At 40.3% G+C, this 18,662-nt stretch carries 15 protein-coding genes; 8 read left to right on the forward strand and 7 right to left on the reverse strand.

Annotated elements, in window-relative coordinates; translation table 11 throughout:
• Positions 1–33 precede the first annotated feature (33 nt).
• The 4 genes from MHB67_RS16005 to MHB67_RS16020 are packed head-to-tail and all read right to left on the reverse strand — an operon-like array spanning position 34 to position 2,060.
• On the reverse strand, positions 34–420 hold the full coding sequence (locus tag MHB67_RS16005; protein ID WP_024423577.1) for a phage holin family protein: 387 nt from the start codon (positions 418–420) through the stop codon (positions 34–36).
• Positions 421–615 carry a PspC domain-containing protein gene (locus tag MHB67_RS16010; RefSeq protein WP_024423578.1) on the reverse strand — a complete coding sequence of 65 codons (195 nt, stop codon included), beginning with the start codon at positions 613–615 and terminating at the stop codon, positions 421–423. It abuts the gene before it with no gap.
• 6 nt (positions 616–621) lie between these two features.
• Positions 622–1,713 (reverse strand): DUF4097 domain-containing protein, encoded by a 1,092-nt coding sequence (locus MHB67_RS16015; protein WP_024423579.1) that lies wholly within the window; start codon positions 1,711–1,713, stop codon positions 622–624.
• A gap of 11 nt (positions 1,714–1,724) precedes the next feature.
• Positions 1,725–2,060 carry a hypothetical protein gene (locus MHB67_RS16020; protein ID WP_024423580.1) on the reverse strand — a complete coding sequence of 112 codons (336 nt, stop codon included), beginning with the start codon at positions 2,058–2,060 and terminating at the stop codon, positions 1,725–1,727.
• Positions 2,061–2,257: 197 nt separating this feature from the next.
• Between MHB67_RS16020 and MHB67_RS16025 the strand changes: the two genes are divergently transcribed.
• The gene (locus MHB67_RS16025) at positions 2,258–2,488 is read left to right on the forward strand and encodes a hypothetical protein (protein WP_024423581.1); all 231 of its coding nucleotides are present in this window, start codon (positions 2,258–2,260) and stop codon (positions 2,486–2,488) included.
• Positions 2,489–2,718: 230 nt separating this feature from the next.
• On the opposite strand, the gene uvrA is transcribed toward MHB67_RS16025, so the two are convergent.
• From uvrA to MHB67_RS16040, 3 genes are all read right to left on the reverse strand, one after another.
• Positions 2,719–5,595, reverse strand: a complete 2,877-nt coding sequence (gene uvrA, locus MHB67_RS16030) for an excinuclease ABC subunit UvrA (RefSeq protein ID WP_025093988.1) — start codon at positions 5,593–5,595, stop codon at positions 2,719–2,721.
• Positions 5,596–5,602: 7 nt separating this feature from the next.
• Positions 5,603–7,588: an excinuclease ABC subunit UvrB gene (gene uvrB, locus MHB67_RS16035; protein WP_247721637.1), complete on the reverse strand. Its 1,986-nt coding sequence runs from the start codon at positions 7,586–7,588 to the stop codon at positions 5,603–5,605.
• Positions 7,589–7,881: 293 nt separating this feature from the next.
• Entirely contained in the window at positions 7,882–8,127 is a 246-nt protein-coding gene (locus MHB67_RS16040; RefSeq protein ID WP_024426229.1) for a CsbA family protein, read from the reverse strand.
• 278 nt (positions 8,128–8,405) lie between these two features.
• On the opposite strand from MHB67_RS16040, the gene MHB67_RS16045 reads away from it, so the two are divergent.
• The 7 genes from MHB67_RS16045 (at position 8,406) to MHB67_RS16075 (ending at position 18,647) form a co-directional block, all read left to right on the forward strand.
• The gene (locus MHB67_RS16045; RefSeq protein WP_247721638.1) at positions 8,406–10,937 is read left to right on the forward strand and encodes a PEP/pyruvate-binding domain-containing protein; all 2,532 of its coding nucleotides are present in this window, start codon (positions 8,406–8,408) and stop codon (positions 10,935–10,937) included.
• Between the two features lie 90 nt (positions 10,938–11,027).
• Entirely contained in the window at positions 11,028–11,600 is a 573-nt protein-coding gene (locus MHB67_RS16050; protein WP_151039854.1) for a TetR/AcrR family transcriptional regulator, read from the forward strand.
• A 40-nt stretch (positions 11,601–11,640) separates the two neighbouring features.
• Positions 11,641–12,975 carry an MFS transporter gene (locus MHB67_RS16055; RefSeq protein ID WP_151039853.1) on the forward strand — a complete coding sequence of 445 codons (1,335 nt, stop codon included), beginning with the start codon at positions 11,641–11,643 and terminating at the stop codon, positions 12,973–12,975.
• Positions 12,976–13,247: 272 nt separating this feature from the next.
• Positions 13,248–14,231: a YncE family protein gene (locus tag MHB67_RS16060; RefSeq protein WP_247721639.1), complete on the forward strand. Its 984-nt coding sequence runs from the start codon at positions 13,248–13,250 to the stop codon at positions 14,229–14,231.
• Entirely contained in the window at positions 14,228–14,914 is a 687-nt protein-coding gene (locus MHB67_RS16065; protein ID WP_247721640.1) for a response regulator transcription factor, read from the forward strand. The genes MHB67_RS16060 and MHB67_RS16065 overlap by 4 nt, the downstream gene beginning before the upstream one ends.
• Positions 14,911–16,326: a HAMP domain-containing sensor histidine kinase gene (locus MHB67_RS16070; protein ID WP_247721641.1), complete on the forward strand. Its 1,416-nt coding sequence runs from the start codon at positions 14,911–14,913 to the stop codon at positions 16,324–16,326. The genes MHB67_RS16065 and MHB67_RS16070 overlap by 4 nt, the downstream gene beginning before the upstream one ends.
• Before the next feature lie 206 nt (positions 16,327–16,532).
• Positions 16,533–18,647: a glycosyltransferase family 39 protein gene (locus tag MHB67_RS16075; RefSeq protein ID WP_342492636.1), complete on the forward strand. Its 2,115-nt coding sequence runs from the start codon at positions 16,533–16,535 to the stop codon at positions 18,645–18,647.
• Positions 18,648–18,662: the final 15 nt, after the last annotated feature.

Below are 18,662 nucleotides of genomic sequence, written 5' to 3' on the forward strand. Positions count from 1 at the left end.
AGAGAAACGATGCAAATTTGCACAAAAAAACCGTTAGCTTTTTTTCGCTAACGGCTCTACAATTCCTTTTTGTATCAACAGATGGAAAATGGATAAAATGACAGCCATCCAAATGGCCGTTCCGAATCCATCAATGTTAAAGCTATCTCCCATAAAGCTCGATGTCATCATGAGTGTAATCGCATTGATGACAAATAAAAACAATCCTAGTGAAAGAACGGTCACTGGAAGCGTTAAAATGATCAAAAACGGCTTCACTAAAATATTGAGTAAGGACAAAATGATACTTGCCACAATGGCTGCACCAAAACCTTCAATATACACGCTCCCGAGCCCAGGCAGAATGCCCGAATCAAAATATCCAGCAATGACGATTAAAAGTAATGCATTTACTAAAATACTGACAATCCATCTAAGCATTTATTTAGTGCCTTCTTCCGGAACAACAAAATACCAGATGAAGTAGATCAGGAAGATCGGCATAAATGCTGTCAAAAATCCGATGATGACGGTTAAAATGCGAAGCAGCGATGCATCAACACTTAAATATTCCGCAAGTCCACCAACAACACCCGCTATTTTTTTATCTGTTGCTGAACGATAAAGCTTCTTCATGTAGAATCACTCCTTGTCTGATTGGTGCTTTACTTGTATTGAGCCTGTTTTTGTTTCTGCAAAAATGGATATACTGTGCACCGCTTGTTGATTGGCTTTGATCATTTTCTCTTTTTGTAATGTTTCATTTTTTTCTTTAATCATCTCTGCATCAAGTAAATCGTGAGAGATAGACCCAAGATTGCTTTTCAGCTCAGCGGTCACTGCACATGCACGCGGAATCTGAACGTCCACACTGCCTGTTGTCGTTTTCGCATAGATGGAACGGCACTTTTCATCTGACAGCTGAACAGCAATATTTCCATTAAAGCTTTGAGCATCAATTGATTCACTTTTCCCGCGCAGGTCTATGAGCCCATTGATGGTTTCTACTTCAATCATACCACACTCGTGATCTGCCAGTTTGATTTGTCCGTTTGCTGTTTCTATTCCGACTTTTTCTGCTTGTAACGAAGCAAAAGAGACAACACCATTTGTCGTTTTCGCGGCAAGTTCTTTTGTCTTTAGCTTTTCCCCGCGAATCGGTCCATTAAACAGCTTGACCTTGATCTTATCGTATTGGATACGCGGTACGTATAATGTAACATTGACTTTCATCGTCTTCTTTTCGGTTCGAATAAAAAATTTATCTCCTTCAAGCCCGCAGTCCAATTGATTGAGAAATTGCTGTCTTGCCTGCTCTCCATCCTCTGCACGGTAAATTTTTGCATGACACTCTGCTCGAATATCTCGATCGTCCCAAGGCATCACGTTGAGGCTGCCGTTCGCCAATTGAATATCTAAATGAGAAAGCGATGCGTCCTTGAACTGAAAAATGTGCTCAACATCAACGGACTGTCCAAAGTTCAAATCAAGATCCACGTCTTTTACCTTTTTCACCGCAGAGTCTAACCAGCCAAACAGCTTTGCCCCAAGATTTTCGGTGCCGTTTCCTTTGCTCTCTGCTCCAGCTTTTTCTTCATGAAAGGTGTGATCAGCCGTAGACTTTTCTAATGAAACTGACTGACCTTCTTCTAGTTTTTCCAGCAGCGTAATTGCTTCTTTTGCTGATAATACTCCGTCTTCTACTAATTTTAAAATTCGTTCTTTTTCATTCATACAAAGCCCTCCTAAGATTTGATGGATTGAAGTACTTTAATACCTTGAATGATATTCCAAATGACAGAGATCAAAAAGCCAATGACTACTAAAAAAGACAAGATGAACACCATCATGACTGGAATGAGCGAGTCACCTGCCTGTGTCGTCAATAAAAATGGGATAGACCCAAAAATCAACAGAATGCACGCTGCGACCGGCAAAAGATGTGACCATAATGCCCGCAATGCGTGCCGCTTCGTTTCCTTTTGATCTACTACAAAAAACGCCACGATCGGTACGATAAACGGCATAAATAATACACTAAAATAACAAATAGAAGCAATAATCGACTGATCTCTATTCATATATATTCGCTCCTTCATAACGAAAATTCCTTTCTAACTCATACGTTTATTGCGTATAAAAAGTTTCAAAATCATTCGATTTACATATGACCTTAGACACAAATTATTTCTTTTTGCACCTAAGAGTAGATTCTTCACAGATTACCCTTTAAAATATGTTGAAAAGATGGTGATTATCAATATAGGGGGTAATTATTTTGACAGATCATCATAATACAAAACAAACGGCTCAAACGCTTTTAGACCTTATACAAAAACAGAAAAGCATGAACAGCGATATGATCAAGGAGCTTGAGACCATTCATCCGTCTCATCCAAAGTATGGTGATATCCGTTATTTAAAGGTACTGCTCGACAGCAGCAGCACCCATATTTTAAAGGATTTAACGCACCTCAGTAATTTAATGCCGAAGGAAGATGTGCAATAAAAGAAAAACCCCTCTTATTGAGGGGTTTCAGACTGTTGACAAAGGGCTAAAATGATCTTGATTTTAGCCCTTTGTCTTCTTTTCAGCGTGATAGAAAACCTTTGCAGCCCTAGGAAGGACGAGTACCGGAGCGGAGCGAATTGAAACATTCGTGAGCACCGGAGCGCAGAACTGACAAAGAATGCGAGGGTTTGTCTACACGCTGACCCCCTCTTATCGAGGGGTTTTCTTTATGAAGAAGTCACACTTTCCGTTTCTTTAACCAACTGTTTCATGCGTTTACGGTCACGCTCTAAAATAGGCTTCAAGTATTTTCCTGTGTAAGATGCTTCTTCTTTTGCAATGTGCTCAGGAGTGCCAGAGGCAATGATCGTTCCGCCGCCTGCACCACCTTCTGGTCCGAGATCAACGAGATAATCAGCAGCCTTGATAATATCAAGGTTGTGCTCAATGACCAACACCGTATCTCCGTTTTCAACCAAACGCTGAAGCACTTTTAATAAACGGGCAATATCATCCACATGCAGTCCTGTTGTCGGCTCGTCCAAAATATAAAGGGACCTTCCGTTTGAACGGCGGTGAAGCTCAGATGCCAATTTCACGCGCTGCGCCTCTCCTCCGGACAATGTCGTTGCAGGCTGTCCAAGTGTAATGTATCCTAGCCCCACATCATAAATCGTTTGAAGCTTCCGCTTTATTTTCGGGATATTCTCGAAAAATTGGAGTGCGTCCTCCACAGTCATTTCAAGCACGTCAGCAATGTTTTTCCCTTTATATGTGACCTCGAGTGTTTCGCGGTTATAACGTTTCCCGTGACACACTTCACAAGGCACATACACATCTGGCAAAAAGTGCATTTCAATTTTAATGATGCCATCCCCGCGGCACGCCTCACAGCGGCCGCCTTTGACGTTAAAGCTGAATCTGCCTTTTTTATAGCCTCGTACCTTTGCTTCGTTTGTTTGTGCAAACACATCCCGCACATCATCAAAGACACCTGTATACGTGGCAGGGTTGGATCTTGGTGTACGGCCAATTGGAGATTGATCAATATCAATGACCTTATCCAAATGATCCATTCCTTTGATTTCTTTGTGCTGCCCTGGCTTCGCCTTCGCTCTGTGCAATTTTTGTGAAAGTGATTTTAATAGAATTTCATTCACAAGCGTACTTTTTCCTGAGCCGGATACTCCGGTCACAGCTGTAAAGACGCCCAGAGGGAACTTCGCATTCACGTTTTTCAGGTTGTTTTCTTTTGCACCTTTTATCTCAATATAGCGGCCGTCAGGCTTTCTTCTCTCAATTGGCAGCGGAATAAATTTCTCACCTGATAAATATTGGCCTGTTAAGGATTTCGGATCCTTCATGACTTCTTCTGGCGTTCCAGCTGAAATCACTTCTCCTCCATGAACTCCTGCTCCAGGTCCAATATCTATTAAATAGTCAGCGGCTAGCATGGTATCTTCATCATGCTCCACAACAATCAGTGTGTTCCCGATGTCGCGCATGTTTTTCAATGTCCCGATCAATCGGTCATTATCACGCTGATGCAGACCAATGGATGGTTCATCTAATATATAAAGAACACCTGTCAGCCTTGACCCGATTTGAGTTGCCAGGCGAATCCGCTGCGCCTCTCCGCCTGATAGTGTGCCAGCGGACCGGCTCAAATTCAGATAATCTAAGCCCACATTATTTAAGAAGGACAAACGCTCTTTGATTTCACGTAAAATGAGCTGGGCAATCTGCAAATCTTTCTCAGACAACTCGATTTTTTCATAGAAATCAAGGGCATCAGAGACAGACAAATCGGTGATTTCTCCGATATGCTTGCCATTGATGAGAACCGCCAGCGTTTCTTTTTTCAGACGATATCCTTTACATGTCGGACATGGCTGATTGGCCATATATTTTTCCATTTGCTCACGAATATAATCTGAGCTTGTTTCCTTATAACGTCGTTCAATATTACGAAGAACGCCTTCAAACTCAATTTCATTTTCACGTACCTGACCAAAATCATTTTCATATTTAAAATAAATCCGTTCAGATCCGCTTCCATATAAAATTTTATCAAATAAATGCGATGGGATATCTTTTACTGGAATGTCCATGTCGATGCCATAATGTGTACAAACAGCCTCAAGAAGCTGTGGATAGTATTGCGAGCTTTGCGGCTCCCATGGTGCAATGGCATGCTGCCGTAAAGTCAGATCCTTATTAGGAATGACAAGCTCAGGGTCGACTTCCAGTTTTGAACCGAGCCCATCACAGCTCGGGCAGGCACCAAAAGGACTATTAAATGAAAACATTCTCGGCTCAAGTTCACCAATAGAGAACCCGCAATGCGGACAAGCATGATGTTCGCTGAATAACAGCTCTTCTTGTCCAATCACATCAATCATCACTCGGCCTTCGCCTAGCCGCAGCGCCGTTTCAAGGGAGTCAGACAGCCGAGCAGCAACGCCTTCCTTCACGACAATTCGATCAATGACTACTTCAATGGAATGCTTCTTGTTCTTTTCAAGCTCGATATCTTCTGAAAGATCCTCCATCTCTCCATCGACTCTCACTCGTACATAGCCCTGCTTCCGAATTTGATCAAGCACTTTCACATGTGTTCCTTTGCGGCCGGATACAACTGGCGCAAGCACTTGCAATTTCGTTCTTTCAGGATACTCTAAAATACGATCTGTCATCTGCTCAATCGTTTGTGACGTAATTTCAATTCCATGTATAGGACAAATCGGTTTTCCGACTCGAGCATACAAGAGACGCAAGTAATCATAAATTTCAGTGACAGTACCAACTGTTGATCTAGGGTTTCGGCTCGTCGTTTTCTGGTCAATACTAATCGCCGGAGAAAGACCTTCAATGGCATCTACATCCGGTTTATCCATCTGCCCAAGAAATTGGCGTGCATACGCTGAAAGAGATTCAACGTACCTGCGCTGACCTTCTGCATAAATCGTATCAAAGGCAAGCGACGATTTTCCTGAACCAGATAATCCCGTAATGACCACTAGCTGGTCACGCGGGATATTGACATCAATATTTTTAAGGTTGTGGGCTCTAGCACCTTTCACCTCTATTCGTTCCATAGCCATCAGGCAATCATCCTTCCGCTTTTAGCTCTAGCAATAGATCTCTTAATTCTGCTGCTTTTTCAAAATCAAGCGCTTTTGCTGCATCTTTCATTTCCATCTCGACTTTTTCGATCACTTTTTCTCGTTCTTTTTTGCTCATTTTCGAAAGTTTTGGTGCTGCTTTTGTTTCGTATTCTTCTGAATCCTCATGTATCTTTGTTGCCTTAATGACATCTCGAATTTTCTTATGGATCGTTTGCGGTGTAATACCGAATTTCTCGTTGTATGCTTCTTGTTGTTCTCGTCTTCGCTTCGTTTCTTGAATCGCAATGTCCATCGATTTCGTCATATTGTCTGCATACATAATGACCCGGCCTTCTGCATTTCTCGCTGCACGGCCTATCGTCTGGATGAGGGATCTTTCAGAGCGCAAAAAGCCTTCTTTATCCGCATCTAAAATGGCCACGAGCGACACTTCTGGAATATCCAGTCCTTCACGAAGAAGGTTGATTCCAACAAGCACATCATATTTACCGAGACGCAGATCACGGATAATTTCAATCCGCTCAAGGGTCTTAATCTCTGAATGCAGGTAATTCACCTTGATACCGATTTCTTTTAAGTAATCTGTGAGATCCTCAGACATTTTCTTCGTCAGTGTGGTCACGAGCACACGCTCATTTTTCTCAACTCGTGCATGAATTTCTCCAATTAAGTCATCAATTTGTCCTTCAATCGGACGGACTTCAATGATTGGATCAAGTAATCCCGTTGGACGGATAATTTGTTCCACAACCTCTGGTGTTTTCTCAAGCTCATACGGACCAGGCGTTGCTGATACATGCACAATATGATTGATATGCTTTTCAAACTCATCAAAGGTGAGCGGTCTGTTATCAAGTGCTGATGGCAGGCGGAATCCGTGATCAACCAACACTTGCTTTCTTGCTTGGTCCCCGTTGTACATGGCGCGGATTTGCGGAATCGTCACATGCGACTCATCGACAACAATCATAAAATCATCTGGGAAATAATCAAGCAGTGTGTAAGGTGTTGAACCAGGCGGACGCAAGGTTAGATGTCTTGAATAGTTCTCAATTCCTGAACAAAAGCCCATCTCTCTCATCATCTCAAGGTCATATCTTGTCCGCTGCTCAAGGCGCTGCGCTTCAAGCAATTTTCCATTTTCACGAAGCTTTGCAAGCTGTTCTTCTAGCTCTTGTTCAATATTGATAATGGCTTTTTCCATTTTTTCTTCTCTTGTGACGAAGTGAGATGCTGGGAAAATCGCCACATGATCACGATCACCAAGTATTTCTCCAGTCAACGCATCCACTTCACGAATACGTTCAATTTCATCACCGAAAAACTCCACTCTGATACAATGCTCATCTCGTGAAGCGGGAAAAATCTCAACAACGTCTCCTCTGACTCGGAAGGTTCCGCGCTGAAAATCTATATCATTACGAGAATACTGAATATCCACCAGCTTACGAAGAAGCTGATTGCGTTCAATCTCCATTTCAGTACGCAAAGACAGCACAAGCTCTCTATATTCCTCTGGCGAACCTAAGCCATAAATACAGGACACACTGGCAATGATGATGACATCTCTTCTCTCAAATAACGAGGACGTAGCCGAGTGTCTCAGCTTATCAATCTCATCATTGATGCTGGCATCCTTCTCAATAAATGTATCGGTCTGAGGTACATATGCCTCTGGCTGATAATAATCATAGTAACTCACAAAATATTCAACAGCGTTATTCGGAAAAAATTCCTTAAATTCGCTGTATAACTGACCGGCAAGTGTCTTATTATGCGCAATGACAAGTGTCGGTTTGTTCACTTTTTTGATCAGGTTGGAGACAGTAAAGGTCTTTCCCGTACCTGTAGCACCTAACAGCGTTTGATGCTGTTTCCCCTGATGGATCCCCTCAACAAGCTTTTCAATCGCCTTTGGCTGATCTCCTTGGGGCTGATAGTTAGAAACTAATTCAAAGCGGTCACTCACATCAAAGCCTCCGTTTCGTATACGAAATCTATCTAATGAATATATTATCATAAAAGAACACAAAAATACGAACTAAAGTTCGGCTCTTACTTGATTTTTATTTCCAATACAGTCATACCCTCTCTCCCATGGCAAATAACCCTCTTAAGAAAACCTTCCTTTCAGTATGGAACATTTTGGAGTGAGATATTCTATGAGCAGAAAAAGAAAGCTGCGCTTACTAGAATTCGTAAGCACAGCTCTTGTTTAAAACATGTCAATTTTCAGCCATCATGCTCTTGATGGCGATGACATCATTGATTTTCTTCAGCTTTCTCTCTTTTTTCGATTTCTTTCTTAGCCATAAACAAAGCCCCAGCTACTAAAGAAATAATATCTAATCCCACAATAAAGTAGGTTTCTGTATAGCCTTTCATGTACGAAGCAAATAAAAGCGCTGCTGTTAACGCAATGCCCACATAATGATTATAAGTAACCTTTGAAAATAAAATAACGAGCAAGAAAGGAAAAACTAGTGCAAATATGGCTTTTGTAATCACAAAAACCCTCCCTCTTCATGGTCTACTTCCTTGATTATAGTAAAGATTGGCATATTGAACAATTCACAGTTTTCAATTTCGCCTTTTTTCTCCATGTTCGGAGACTTTTGTTTTAGAAATAGCAGGAAATTAGTGAGATTGTCCCCTTTGTAAAGATAGGTCTTTCCGTCTTTGACAATAACATCCAATCAATCCTATGATTAAAATGATAGTGCGCACTATCATTTTAAAAATAGAGACATACAAACCATTGGCTATTTGGATAAGGGGGCATTCCCATGTATTCAGTTTTATTTCATGCGGCTGAAGAATCCGCATCACTCGCAGGGGCAAAAGGCCTGAATTTAATCAAATTAAACAATCACGGCCTGCCAGTCCCAGATGGATTTATTATCAAAACCAACAGCTTTGCAAGCTTTCTTTCATATCACAATCTGCAGCCAGCAGAACAAAACCTTTCTCAAAAAATCAAAGAAGCATCGTTTCCTTTACAAATGGAAGCAGAGCTGCTTTCGTCCTTTCAATCCTTGCGGAAGACTTACCCCTCAGTTGCAGTCAGGTCCTCTTCTGTTGCTGAAGATCTCGAAGGCGCCTCATTTGCAGGACAGTACGAGACTTATTTAAATATCAAAACAAATGAAGAGTTTTTACAGGCAGTCAAAGAATGCTGGTCTTCTTATTTTGCAGCGAGAGTCACAGAATATAAGGAAGAGATGAATGAAAATGAGGAAGAGATGCCGCTCATGGCCGTTGTCGTTCAAGGATTGATCCATTCTGACGTCTCCGGTGTCATCTTTAGTGAGAATCCCGTATCGGGGAAAACAAATGAAATGATGCTGACCGCAAGCTACGGATTGGGAGAAGCAATTGTCTCCGGCCTTGTGACACCAGACACGTTTATTGTAGATAAAGAGAACTTTTCGATTGAAAAAACACTTGGGGCGAAAGAGCTACAAATTGTTCCTTTGCAAGAGGGTGTCATCGAGGAGCCAGTATCGGAGGAAATGGCTGGTCAGTTTTGCCTGAACGATGATCAATTGAAGGAAATCACACAAATCACGAAACAAGTAGAAGAACTTTACGGACATGGAGTCGATATCGAATTTGGAATTGCAGATGGGTCGTTTTATCTACTTCAAGCAAGGCCGATTACTACAGCTCTTCCAAAAGCAGTAAATGAAACAGCAGGTGCTTCTTTTCAAATGAAGCCAGAAGAGCTGCAGGATTTCTGGATTTCAATGGATGATCATATGCCTGGTCCAACGAGCCCTCTTTTCTCAAGCCTGATCATACCAGCCTTAAAAAGCGGGATGAAGAAAAATGGAGAAAAGTATCAAGTACCTGATATGAACATCAAAGATATTAAGCTTTACAGAGGCCACCTATACTCAGCACCGGATCTGCCAGAAGCGCAAGAAGGAGCTGCACCCGTTTTTGATGAAAGCATATTTGAGTTATTTCCTCATTTAAGTGAACGGATGTATGAGATTCTAGAGAAAAATTTCTTTCCATTTTACGAAAAACTCGATCGCCAAATGAATGAACCTATAACCATTGAAAAAGCCATCATTGGTTTTGAAGAATTAAAGAATTTTTATATCCAAGCATATGATGATCATTTTGATATCGTCATACCACAAGTCATTCTATCAGCCATCATTGAAGACATGCTTGTAACGTATACTGGTGATCAAACCCAAGTCGTCTTGCTGCACGAAATGATGATAGGCGTGATGAACAAATCTCTTGAAACAGACAAGGTGCTATCTGATATCGCAAAGGATGTCCTTCAAGATCCAGAACTTCATCAAGCATTTATTCAACATGAAAAGAACTCGGAGCTGTTACATGCACTCAATCACTCGGAAAAAGGAAGGCATTTCATTTCGAAATTGGAGGATTTTCTCCAAGTTTACGGCTGGCGATCTGTTAAAAGTCATGACCTTACAGATGAGACTTGGGCAGAAAACCCGGAGTTTATATTAGATATCATCAGAAATAACATCCAGTCTCAATGTGATTTTGATGAAGAATTTGCAAAGGCAGTGATCAAAAGACAAGAGACATATAAACATTTTATGAGTCAAGTGAAGGATGAATCGTTTAAAACGAAATTTGAGACGCTGTATCAATTTGCCCTTCAAGCAGCGAATATCCGAGATGACCACCACTTCTATATTGATGCCATGTTAGATGCAAAAGCCCGGATATATCTATTAAAAATTGGTGAACTTCTAGTACAAAAAGGATCTATTCCTCATCAGGAAGATCTTTGGTATCTCTACGATGAAGAGGTACAAAAAGCGCTCACAACGTCTATCTCATTTGATTCGGTTATCCAGCAAAGAAAGATAGAAATGAAGGAAAATGAAGATATTCAACCACCGGCTTACATTGGTACACCAACTGAAGCGGAACTGCAGCAAGTAGAAAGAATGCTTGGTTCATTAAGAGAAAATGAAAACAACACACACGATGTGATCCATGGAATTGGCGCATCCAGCGGTATTGTTTCTGGAAGAGTAAAAGTCATTACATGTGCTGACGAATTCTCACAATTTCAAAAGGATGATATTTTAGTTTGTAAAACGACCACACCTTTATGGACGAGCTTATTTAGAGATGCGAAAGCAGTCATCACCGATGCTGGAGGCATTTTATCTCATTCAGCTATTATCGCAAGAGAGTATATGATGCCAGCTGTCTTAGGTACTAGAATAGCAACTGAAACACTTCAATCCGGTGACCTTGTGACAGTAGATGGTAGCAATGGACGCATTCAGATTTTAAAGCAGCATTCGCGTGCATAAACTTATCATTTTGGATGATATTGGCGGTCATAGGTTTTATCGGTATACTTACTTTGTTGCAAACACATTCATAACCTGAGGTGAGTATGCTTGTTAAAATCTACAAATCAACGAATCATTCGCGCAACAATGGATTTATTAACTGAAAAAGGCTATCAAAAAACAACAACCAAAGAAATAGCGACAAAAGCGAATGTGAGTGAAGCAACTATTTTTCGCAACTTTAAAAACAAACGCGGCGTGATTGCTGCCATTATGAAAATGAAATCAACACCGACAAAAACCCTAGAAGCAGAATTCAAAGGCGATTTATACACCGATTTGAAGTTTCTCGGTACCTATTTCCTTGAAGATTTGACTTCCAAAAAAGAATTTATTTATATCAGTATGCGAGAACCGGCTATGTATAAGGATTTAACCAGTCACGAAAAGATTTATCCTCAAGAATTGAGAGAAATGCTCATACAATATTTCAAAAAGATGGGTGCCCAGCATCATGTATTAAAAGGAAATGAAGACATTTATGCAGACATTTTCATTAGTACGTATTTCGGATTTTTCATTCAGCAGCTAGAGCAAGATTTTCAACTCGTTCTCACACAAAAAGAAGATTTTATTGAAACATGCACACACATTTTCATGAGAGGAATTTCTCCCGCTTAAAGGGTGGAATTCTTCTTTTTTACAAAAGGTGGTATACACATTGAGGTTAAAAAAAGAGAGTTTCGTCATCTATTCTTTGTTACTTGGAGCTATACTAGTTCCAGTCAATTCAACGATGATCGCTGTCGCTCTATCATCCATATCAATTTATTATGATCAATCCCTTGCAAACATCACTTGGGTTGTCACAATTTATCTTATTGTCATGGCAGTCACTCAGCCTATCGCTGGTAAGTTAGGAGATATATACGGACACAGGCGAATGTATTTAATTGGGGTCATGCTCTTTTTAATTGGCTCAATTGGATGTGCTTTAGCTCCTAATCTAGCTTTTCTCATCACTTTTCGTTCCATTCAAGCAGCTGGCGGTGCTATTTTAACACCGAATAGCATTGCATTAATTCGTGCAACAGTATCCCCCGAAAAACTGTCTAAAACAATGGGGTATTTTGGGTTTGGAGCCGGTATTGGTGCCGCACTTGGACCTTTTATTGGTTCGATTCTTATTCAGAGTTTTGATTGGCATTCTATATTCTTTGTCAATATCCCATTCTTGTTCCTTACACTTGTTACCGGCGTATTACTCATTCCAAAAACAAAGCATACACGCTTACAAGCAAATGTAGACATCACTGGTTCACTATACTTAACCATCGGGATTGCCACACTCATTCTATGCACTAAAAGCCAATTGCTAAATGAATACTTGATCTATGGAATTCTAGCATTGATCGTCATTCCTTTATTCTTTAAACATGTACGAAAAGTAAAGAATCCGATTATCGATTTGTCGCTTTTTAAAAACAGTTCATTTACAAACGCAAACCTGTCGATCATGCTAAGTAATTTTGTGATGTATGCCATTCTTCTAATTATGCCGCTGTTTATGGAACAACAACTTGCACTTTCTCATACACAAAGCGGTATTATTCTATCAGTATTTTCTCTTTGCATGTCTATTAGCGGCTTGTTAGGGGCAAGACTCCATCCGAAAAAAGGCGCGAAAAAAATGATTGGCTTTTCATTTCTCTGTCTCACTTTATCAGGCATCATGTTAATCACACTCAGTCAGTTCCCTACCTTACCACTGCTTATCGTGACACTTGTCGCAGGCGGAATTTCATCAGGTATTGGAATGACCAGTATGCAGATGGCTTCTTTAACGTCTGTTGATCAAAGCTTATCTGGTTCAGCATCTGGTATTTTCTCTACCTTTCGATATTTTGGCAGTATCATTTCGTCTACATTGATTGGGATCATGAGTGGTTTTCAATCTTTATTTATTGTATTAATGGGTGCAGGCATTCTTGGTTTCCTTTTATCTCAACGTGTAAAAACCAAATCAACCTCCCCATCATCTGAACATTCCGCCTAATGACTCCCTTGCTCTATGTTTAGTTAGAGCGGGGAGTTTTCATCATTTGTATCACTGTAAACTATAGCGAGTGCATCCATCAAATCCTGAAAATCATCTTTTAAAGAAGAAAAAATGGCATATGTCCAGACAAATAAGGAACTTCAGGTACAAATGGTCTCCCTCACTTACCTAAAAGCTTCTTTCCATTCTTTCAGCATGGATAACTTCAATTTTTTTTCACAATTTTTGTGGTATGATTTTGAAAATAGAGAACGCAAAGGAGCGGAAGAATGGAACGTGTGAAATATGTTTTGATCTGTTTATCAGCTCTACTTTTATTCCTGACAGGCTGTGGAAAAGAACAGCAATTTACGCCGCCAGGCAGCTCTCAATCCATCGCTGTCATCTCTCAATTAAAAAAAGCCTCCTTTTCAATAGTTGATATACAAAAAAATAAAATGCTCTCTTCTGTGGATTTAAAACACCCACTCACTGATCTTATTCAAATCAATAAAGACGTCATCATCGCTACAAGTAAAGAGGGAGAATCCCTTATCGAAATTAATCTAAAACAAGGTACAGCGACAGATTATATGAATGTGGATAAAGGACTGACTTCCCTTACATATGATGCAGCTTCTCATACATTAATCGCTGCCAACTCACAGAAAAATGTCGTTTATTTTATTGATACGGAGCGCAAAAAAATAAAATCGACTGTGAAAACTGGAACATTACCTTCTTCTATGACTCTTTCTTCATCAGGTATTTTATTTGTTTTAAATGCAGAAAGTCATACTGTCTCCGTCATAGATATTGAAAAGGAAAAAAATATACGTACGTTTTCTGTACTTGAACGGCCTTCTGGGATTCATTTTGATGGACAGTCTATTTGGATCGGCGGCCACGGTAAACCAGGCACCTTAAATAAGAGTATTTTTGCTTATGACCCTAAAACTGGAAAAAAACAGCGAGAAATAAAGCTAGGCGTTATGCCTGTTGCATTTTTTCCAGAGAAAAATTCTTCTACTTTATATGTACTATGTCATGGAGATCATACGCTATACAAAGTAGATACCAAAACAAATAAACAGCTTGCTTCTGTTGAAACTGGTCAAAATCCGAATTATATCACCGCTGATACGACATCAATTTATGTGAGTAACTTGGATGACAACTCAGTATCCATCATCGATAAACACTCACTTATCATGAAAAATCAACTGAATGTCCCATCAGGACCTTATGCTATCGTGTTGGAGGAAAAGAAATGAAGGAACAAATGCGTATTTTAATCGTAGATGATGAGCTTGATATGCTTGAGTTAATCGGGTCTTTTTTAAAGAGACATGGCTTTCACATTATCACTGCGAATAATGGAAAAGATGCCTTGCATCAGCTTGAAAAGGAATCTGTTGATCTTGTTGTATTAGATATCATGATGCCTGACATGGATGGATTTGAAGTCTGTCAGCGTATTCGACAAACATCTCAAATACCGATTTTATTTTTAACAGCGAGGAGTTATGAAGAGGACCGAATTAGAGGACTTGAAATTGGAGCGGATGACTACATCATGAAGCCTTTCAGTCTGCGTGAGCTTGCAGCAAGAATCGAAACCACTCTGAGACGAATTAGAGGTCTTTCGCTAAAGCGCAGCCGAATACAGATTGGTGACATGGAGATTGATCAAGATGGCAGACAAGTTTACCTCCATCAACAGCCCGTTAATTTAACAAGAAGAGAATTTGATTTACTCATATTTCTTTTGCTCAACCAAGGACAAGTGTTTTCACGAGAACACCTTTATCAAAAATTGTGGGAATCACATTCAACGAGCGGCTCTTTAAGAACTGTCGATACACATATTAAAACGCTGCGACTGAAATTAAAGGAAGCAGAACGATATATTAAAACCGTTTGGGGTGTCGGCTATAAGTTTGAGGAGGAAGAATGAAGCCATTATCGATTAAAAAGAAAGTACTCTTCTTAATCCTTGCAGTGATCGGAATCGTTGCAGCCTCAGCGCTTGCCCTTACCTTTTACTTATACCAGCATTTATATATTGATAAACAGATCGATTCCTTAAGTTTGCAAGGTAAGAAGCTGGCAGAAATCTATCACACACATGGGAAAGACAAGTATTTTACCGACAGAATGAAATGGGCAAATGACTCAAGTCAGGCAAACATTATTTTTACAGATGATCCAATGGAGCTTTCAAGTGGACTTCCTTTTGATATGGACACAAATGATAATCTCATTACGTTCAAGGAACGCCAAAAGCTCCTTCAAGGTGAAACCGTCGTGTTAATTAGAGAACACCCAAAGTTTCACCAAGATATTCTTGGCATCGCCATCCCTGTTTTCTCAAGCAATGATGATCTATCGGGAACTATTTTCCTCTCCATGCCCTTATCAGATGTATATGAACCCTTTGTCCAAATTAGATTGACGCTTGGCATATCCATCTTAATGATTCTGCTCCTGATATTCGTGATCGGATATAAGAGCTCCAATAAAGTAGTGCAGACAATTAATAAAATGAAAGAAATTGCAATGGAAATGGAATCTGGTGATTTCTCAAAACGAATGGCCGTAACCAAAAAAGGAGATGAGTTAAACCAGCTTAGCCGCTCCTTTAATAAACTGTCTTCAACCCTCGAAAAAGTTGAACAGCACCGCAAGGAATTTCTTGCGAATGTCTCTCACGAACTTAGAACGCCTTTAAGTTATATGAAAGGCTATGCAGAAGGAATTGAAGAAGGGATCATTGATCAAAAAAAAGGAATGCAAATCATTCAAGATGAGGCCACACGTTTAAGCCGGCTAGTGCACGATCTTTTAGATCTTGCACAGTTAGAAGGTGACTCTTATCCACTTACGATGGAGCCAATCGTTTTTGCACAGCTGATCCACGATGTTCTTGATCAAATGGCATTCATCGCTGACAAAAAAAGCATTACTTTCAAACGAACGCTTGAAGAGGATTGTATTGTTTATGGTGATAGCGACCGTCTCCAACAAGTGATACGTAATTTACTGGACAATGCCATTCATTACACACCATCTGGAAAATCAATATCGATTGATTTACAAGTTCACCAAGGTGTTGCTGAATTGAAAGTGACCGACGAAGGCAGCGGTATTCCAAAAGAAGATCTCCCACATGTTTCTGAGCGATTTTATCGTGTAAATAAAGCACGAACAAGAAAGGATGGCGGCTCTGGCCTTGGGCTAGCCATTGTCTATCAAATCATCAAAAAACATCATGGAACATTCGACATTCAATCTGAGCCTGGCTTTGGTACAACAGCCATCATTCAACTTCCCAATGCTTCGTTCAATGAGAGCTCACCTACTCTATAACTACTCACATATTTTAAAATATCATTTGGAATTACTATTTTATCAATAAATTCAGCATCCATAGGATTTTCTACAACTTGAACAGCTCTTTTCACCAAGAGCTGTTTTTATTTCTAAAAAATAAAAAAAAGGTCTTTTTTTATTAACATTTTATTCATATTTGCTTGTTACACTTTTTTCAAGTGAAAAAAAGGAGTGACTTGCTTTTGATCAGACGTTTTCAGAAATTTGATATTTATTTATTTTTCATATTGATCTTATCTGCCATTTTAAACATTTATAATATTTGGGAAGATGACACGGTGAATGCGTATTATACTGCGGCTGTCACAAGTATGATGCAAAGCTGGCATAATTTCTTCTTTGCTTCATTTGATCCAGCAGGATATGTCACGGTGGATAAACCTCCGCTCACCTTCTGGCTGCAAACGATCAGTGCCAAAATTTTTGGTCTCCATGGATGGAGCGTCATCTTGCCTCAAGCTTTAGCAGGCATTGGATCTGTTTATCTAATCTACCGTCTTGTCAAACCAACTTTTGGTCAAGCAGCGGCGAGATTAGCGGCACTTATCATGGCGTGTACACCTATTGCGGTGGCTGTATCCCGCACAAATAATATTGACAGCTTACTTGTCTTTATACTTTTACTAGCAACAGGAATGATGTTCAAGGCTGTAAAACAGCAAAAGGTGCTTTGGGCGATTGCTTCGTTTGCAATGATTGGCGTCGGCTTTAATACAAAAATGCTGCAAGCCTATATGATCGTACCAGCACTCATTCTTTTTTACATCATTGCCTACCGAACGACATGGAAGAAAAAATTGTTATCACTGATGATTTCAATGATTGTTCTTTTAGGTGTATCTGTTTCTTGGTCTATAGCGGTTGATCTCACTTCCAAAGACAATCGTCCTTATATGGGATCTAGTCAATCGAACTCAGCACTAGAATTAGCCTTTGGTTACAACGGTCTTCAGCGGTTGACTGGTCAACAGTCTGGCGGGGGAGGCGGCACAAATCAGGGTGAGGGACAGCCGCCTTCACAGCAGGGTGATCAGCAAAATGACAATGATTCATCCACCATGCCTCAGCCGCCATCTCATGGAAATCAAAACAACTCAGACAATTCAAACCAATCATCCAGTCAGGAACAGCCTTCAATGCAAGGACCACCAAGCAATGCAAACGGCACAACACCACCTGATATGCCTTCAGGCGGTAATGGTGATGGACCGCCAAATGGCGGGGGCGGAAAAATGGGAAATGGCTCCGGCATGTTTGGTACAGGAACCAAGGGACCGTTACGTCTGTTCCAATCTGAACTGTCCGATCAAATCAGCTGGCTGCTTCCATTTGCGATCTTCGGTGCGATTGGTATCTTCTTCTCGACTGCCTTTGAAAGAAGACGTCTCAATACAAAACAAAAAGAAACACTATTTTGGTTAGCTTGGCTTATACCTGTTGCTGCATTTTTCAGTGTAGCAGGATTTTTCCATCATTATTATTTGATCATGCTGGCACCGCCAATTGCTGTATTAGCAGGAGCCGGATGGGTTTCTATGACACAATTGTTCCAAACAGGAACTGGGTTTAAAAAATGGCTGCTTCCAATTGCGATATTCGTCACAACAGCATTTGAAATCTTTATCCTATCTACTTTTACAAGCACGATCGGTCTTGGACTAAGCATTGCAGTCGGTATCATTGGTGTTGGAACAATCCTTTCTCTGCTTTTGATAAAAGGAAAAGAAAAACTAAAACAATTCGTGTCTCTCATCGCCATCCTTGGCATGCTGATTGCACCACTTTACTGGGCAAGCACACCTCTTCTTTATGGGGGAAACAGTATGCTTCCAGAGGCTGGTCCTCAGCTTGCAACTTCAAGTGGCAGCATGAGTTCACAAGTCAATGAAAAGTTGATCAGCTATCTTGAGAAAAACAATACGGGAGAAGAATTCCTATTCGGAACAACAGATGCAACCACTGCTTCACCTTACATTATTAAAACAGGAAAAGCTGTTATGGCATTAGGTGGATTTAGTGGATCTGATAACATTCTCACGCTTAGTGAATTCAAACAGCTCGTCAAAGACGGCAAAATCAAGTACTTCTATCTTTCTGGTATGAGAGGCGGCAGCTCTGACATTCTCACTTGGATTCAAAAAAATGGCAAAGAAGTATCTGCTTCTAAATGGCAGAACAGCTCTACATCCAAAACGAACCAGCAAACAGACAGCCAACAATCAGAACAAAATGATCGGTCAAATGGAAGAATGGGCGGAATGGAGAGCGGCACTCTTTATGAACTATCCGTTGATTAATTCATCTATTAAAAG

This window comes from Bacillus sp. FSL H8-0516, from assembly GCF_038635285.1.
Classification (GTDB): Bacteria; Bacillota; Bacilli; order Bacillales; family Bacillaceae; genus Bacillus; species Bacillus safensis.

What these genes read in the sequence shown, in the direction of transcription:
- MHB67_RS16005 (WP_024423577.1), bottom strand. Translation starts at nt 420, where the DNA reads ATGCTTAGATGGATTGTCAGTATTTTAGTAAATGCATTACTTTTAATC.
- MHB67_RS16010 (WP_024423578.1), bottom strand. Translation starts at nt 615, where the DNA reads ATGAAGAAGCTTTATCGTTCAGCAACAGATAAAAAAATAGCGGGTGTT.
- MHB67_RS16015 (WP_024423579.1), bottom strand. Translation starts at nt 1,713, where the DNA reads ATGAATGAAAAAGAACGAATTTTAAAATTAGTAGAAGACGGAGTATTA.
- MHB67_RS16020 (WP_024423580.1), bottom strand. Translation starts at nt 2,060, where the DNA reads ATGAATAGAGATCAGTCGATTATTGCTTCTATTTGTTATTTTAGTGTA.
- uvrA (WP_025093988.1), bottom strand. Translation starts at nt 5,595, where the DNA reads ATGGCTATGGAACGAATAGAGGTGAAAGGTGCTAGAGCCCACAACCTT.
- MHB67_RS16045 (WP_247721638.1), top strand. Translation starts at nt 8,406, where the DNA reads ATGTATTCAGTTTTATTTCATGCGGCTGAAGAATCCGCATCACTCGCA.
- MHB67_RS16060 (WP_247721639.1), top strand. Translation starts at nt 13,248, where the DNA reads ATGGAACGTGTGAAATATGTTTTGATCTGTTTATCAGCTCTACTTTTA.
- MHB67_RS16065 (WP_247721640.1), top strand. Translation starts at nt 14,228, where the DNA reads ATGAAGGAACAAATGCGTATTTTAATCGTAGATGATGAGCTTGATATG.
- MHB67_RS16070 (WP_247721641.1), top strand. Translation starts at nt 14,911, where the DNA reads ATGAAGCCATTATCGATTAAAAAGAAAGTACTCTTCTTAATCCTTGCA.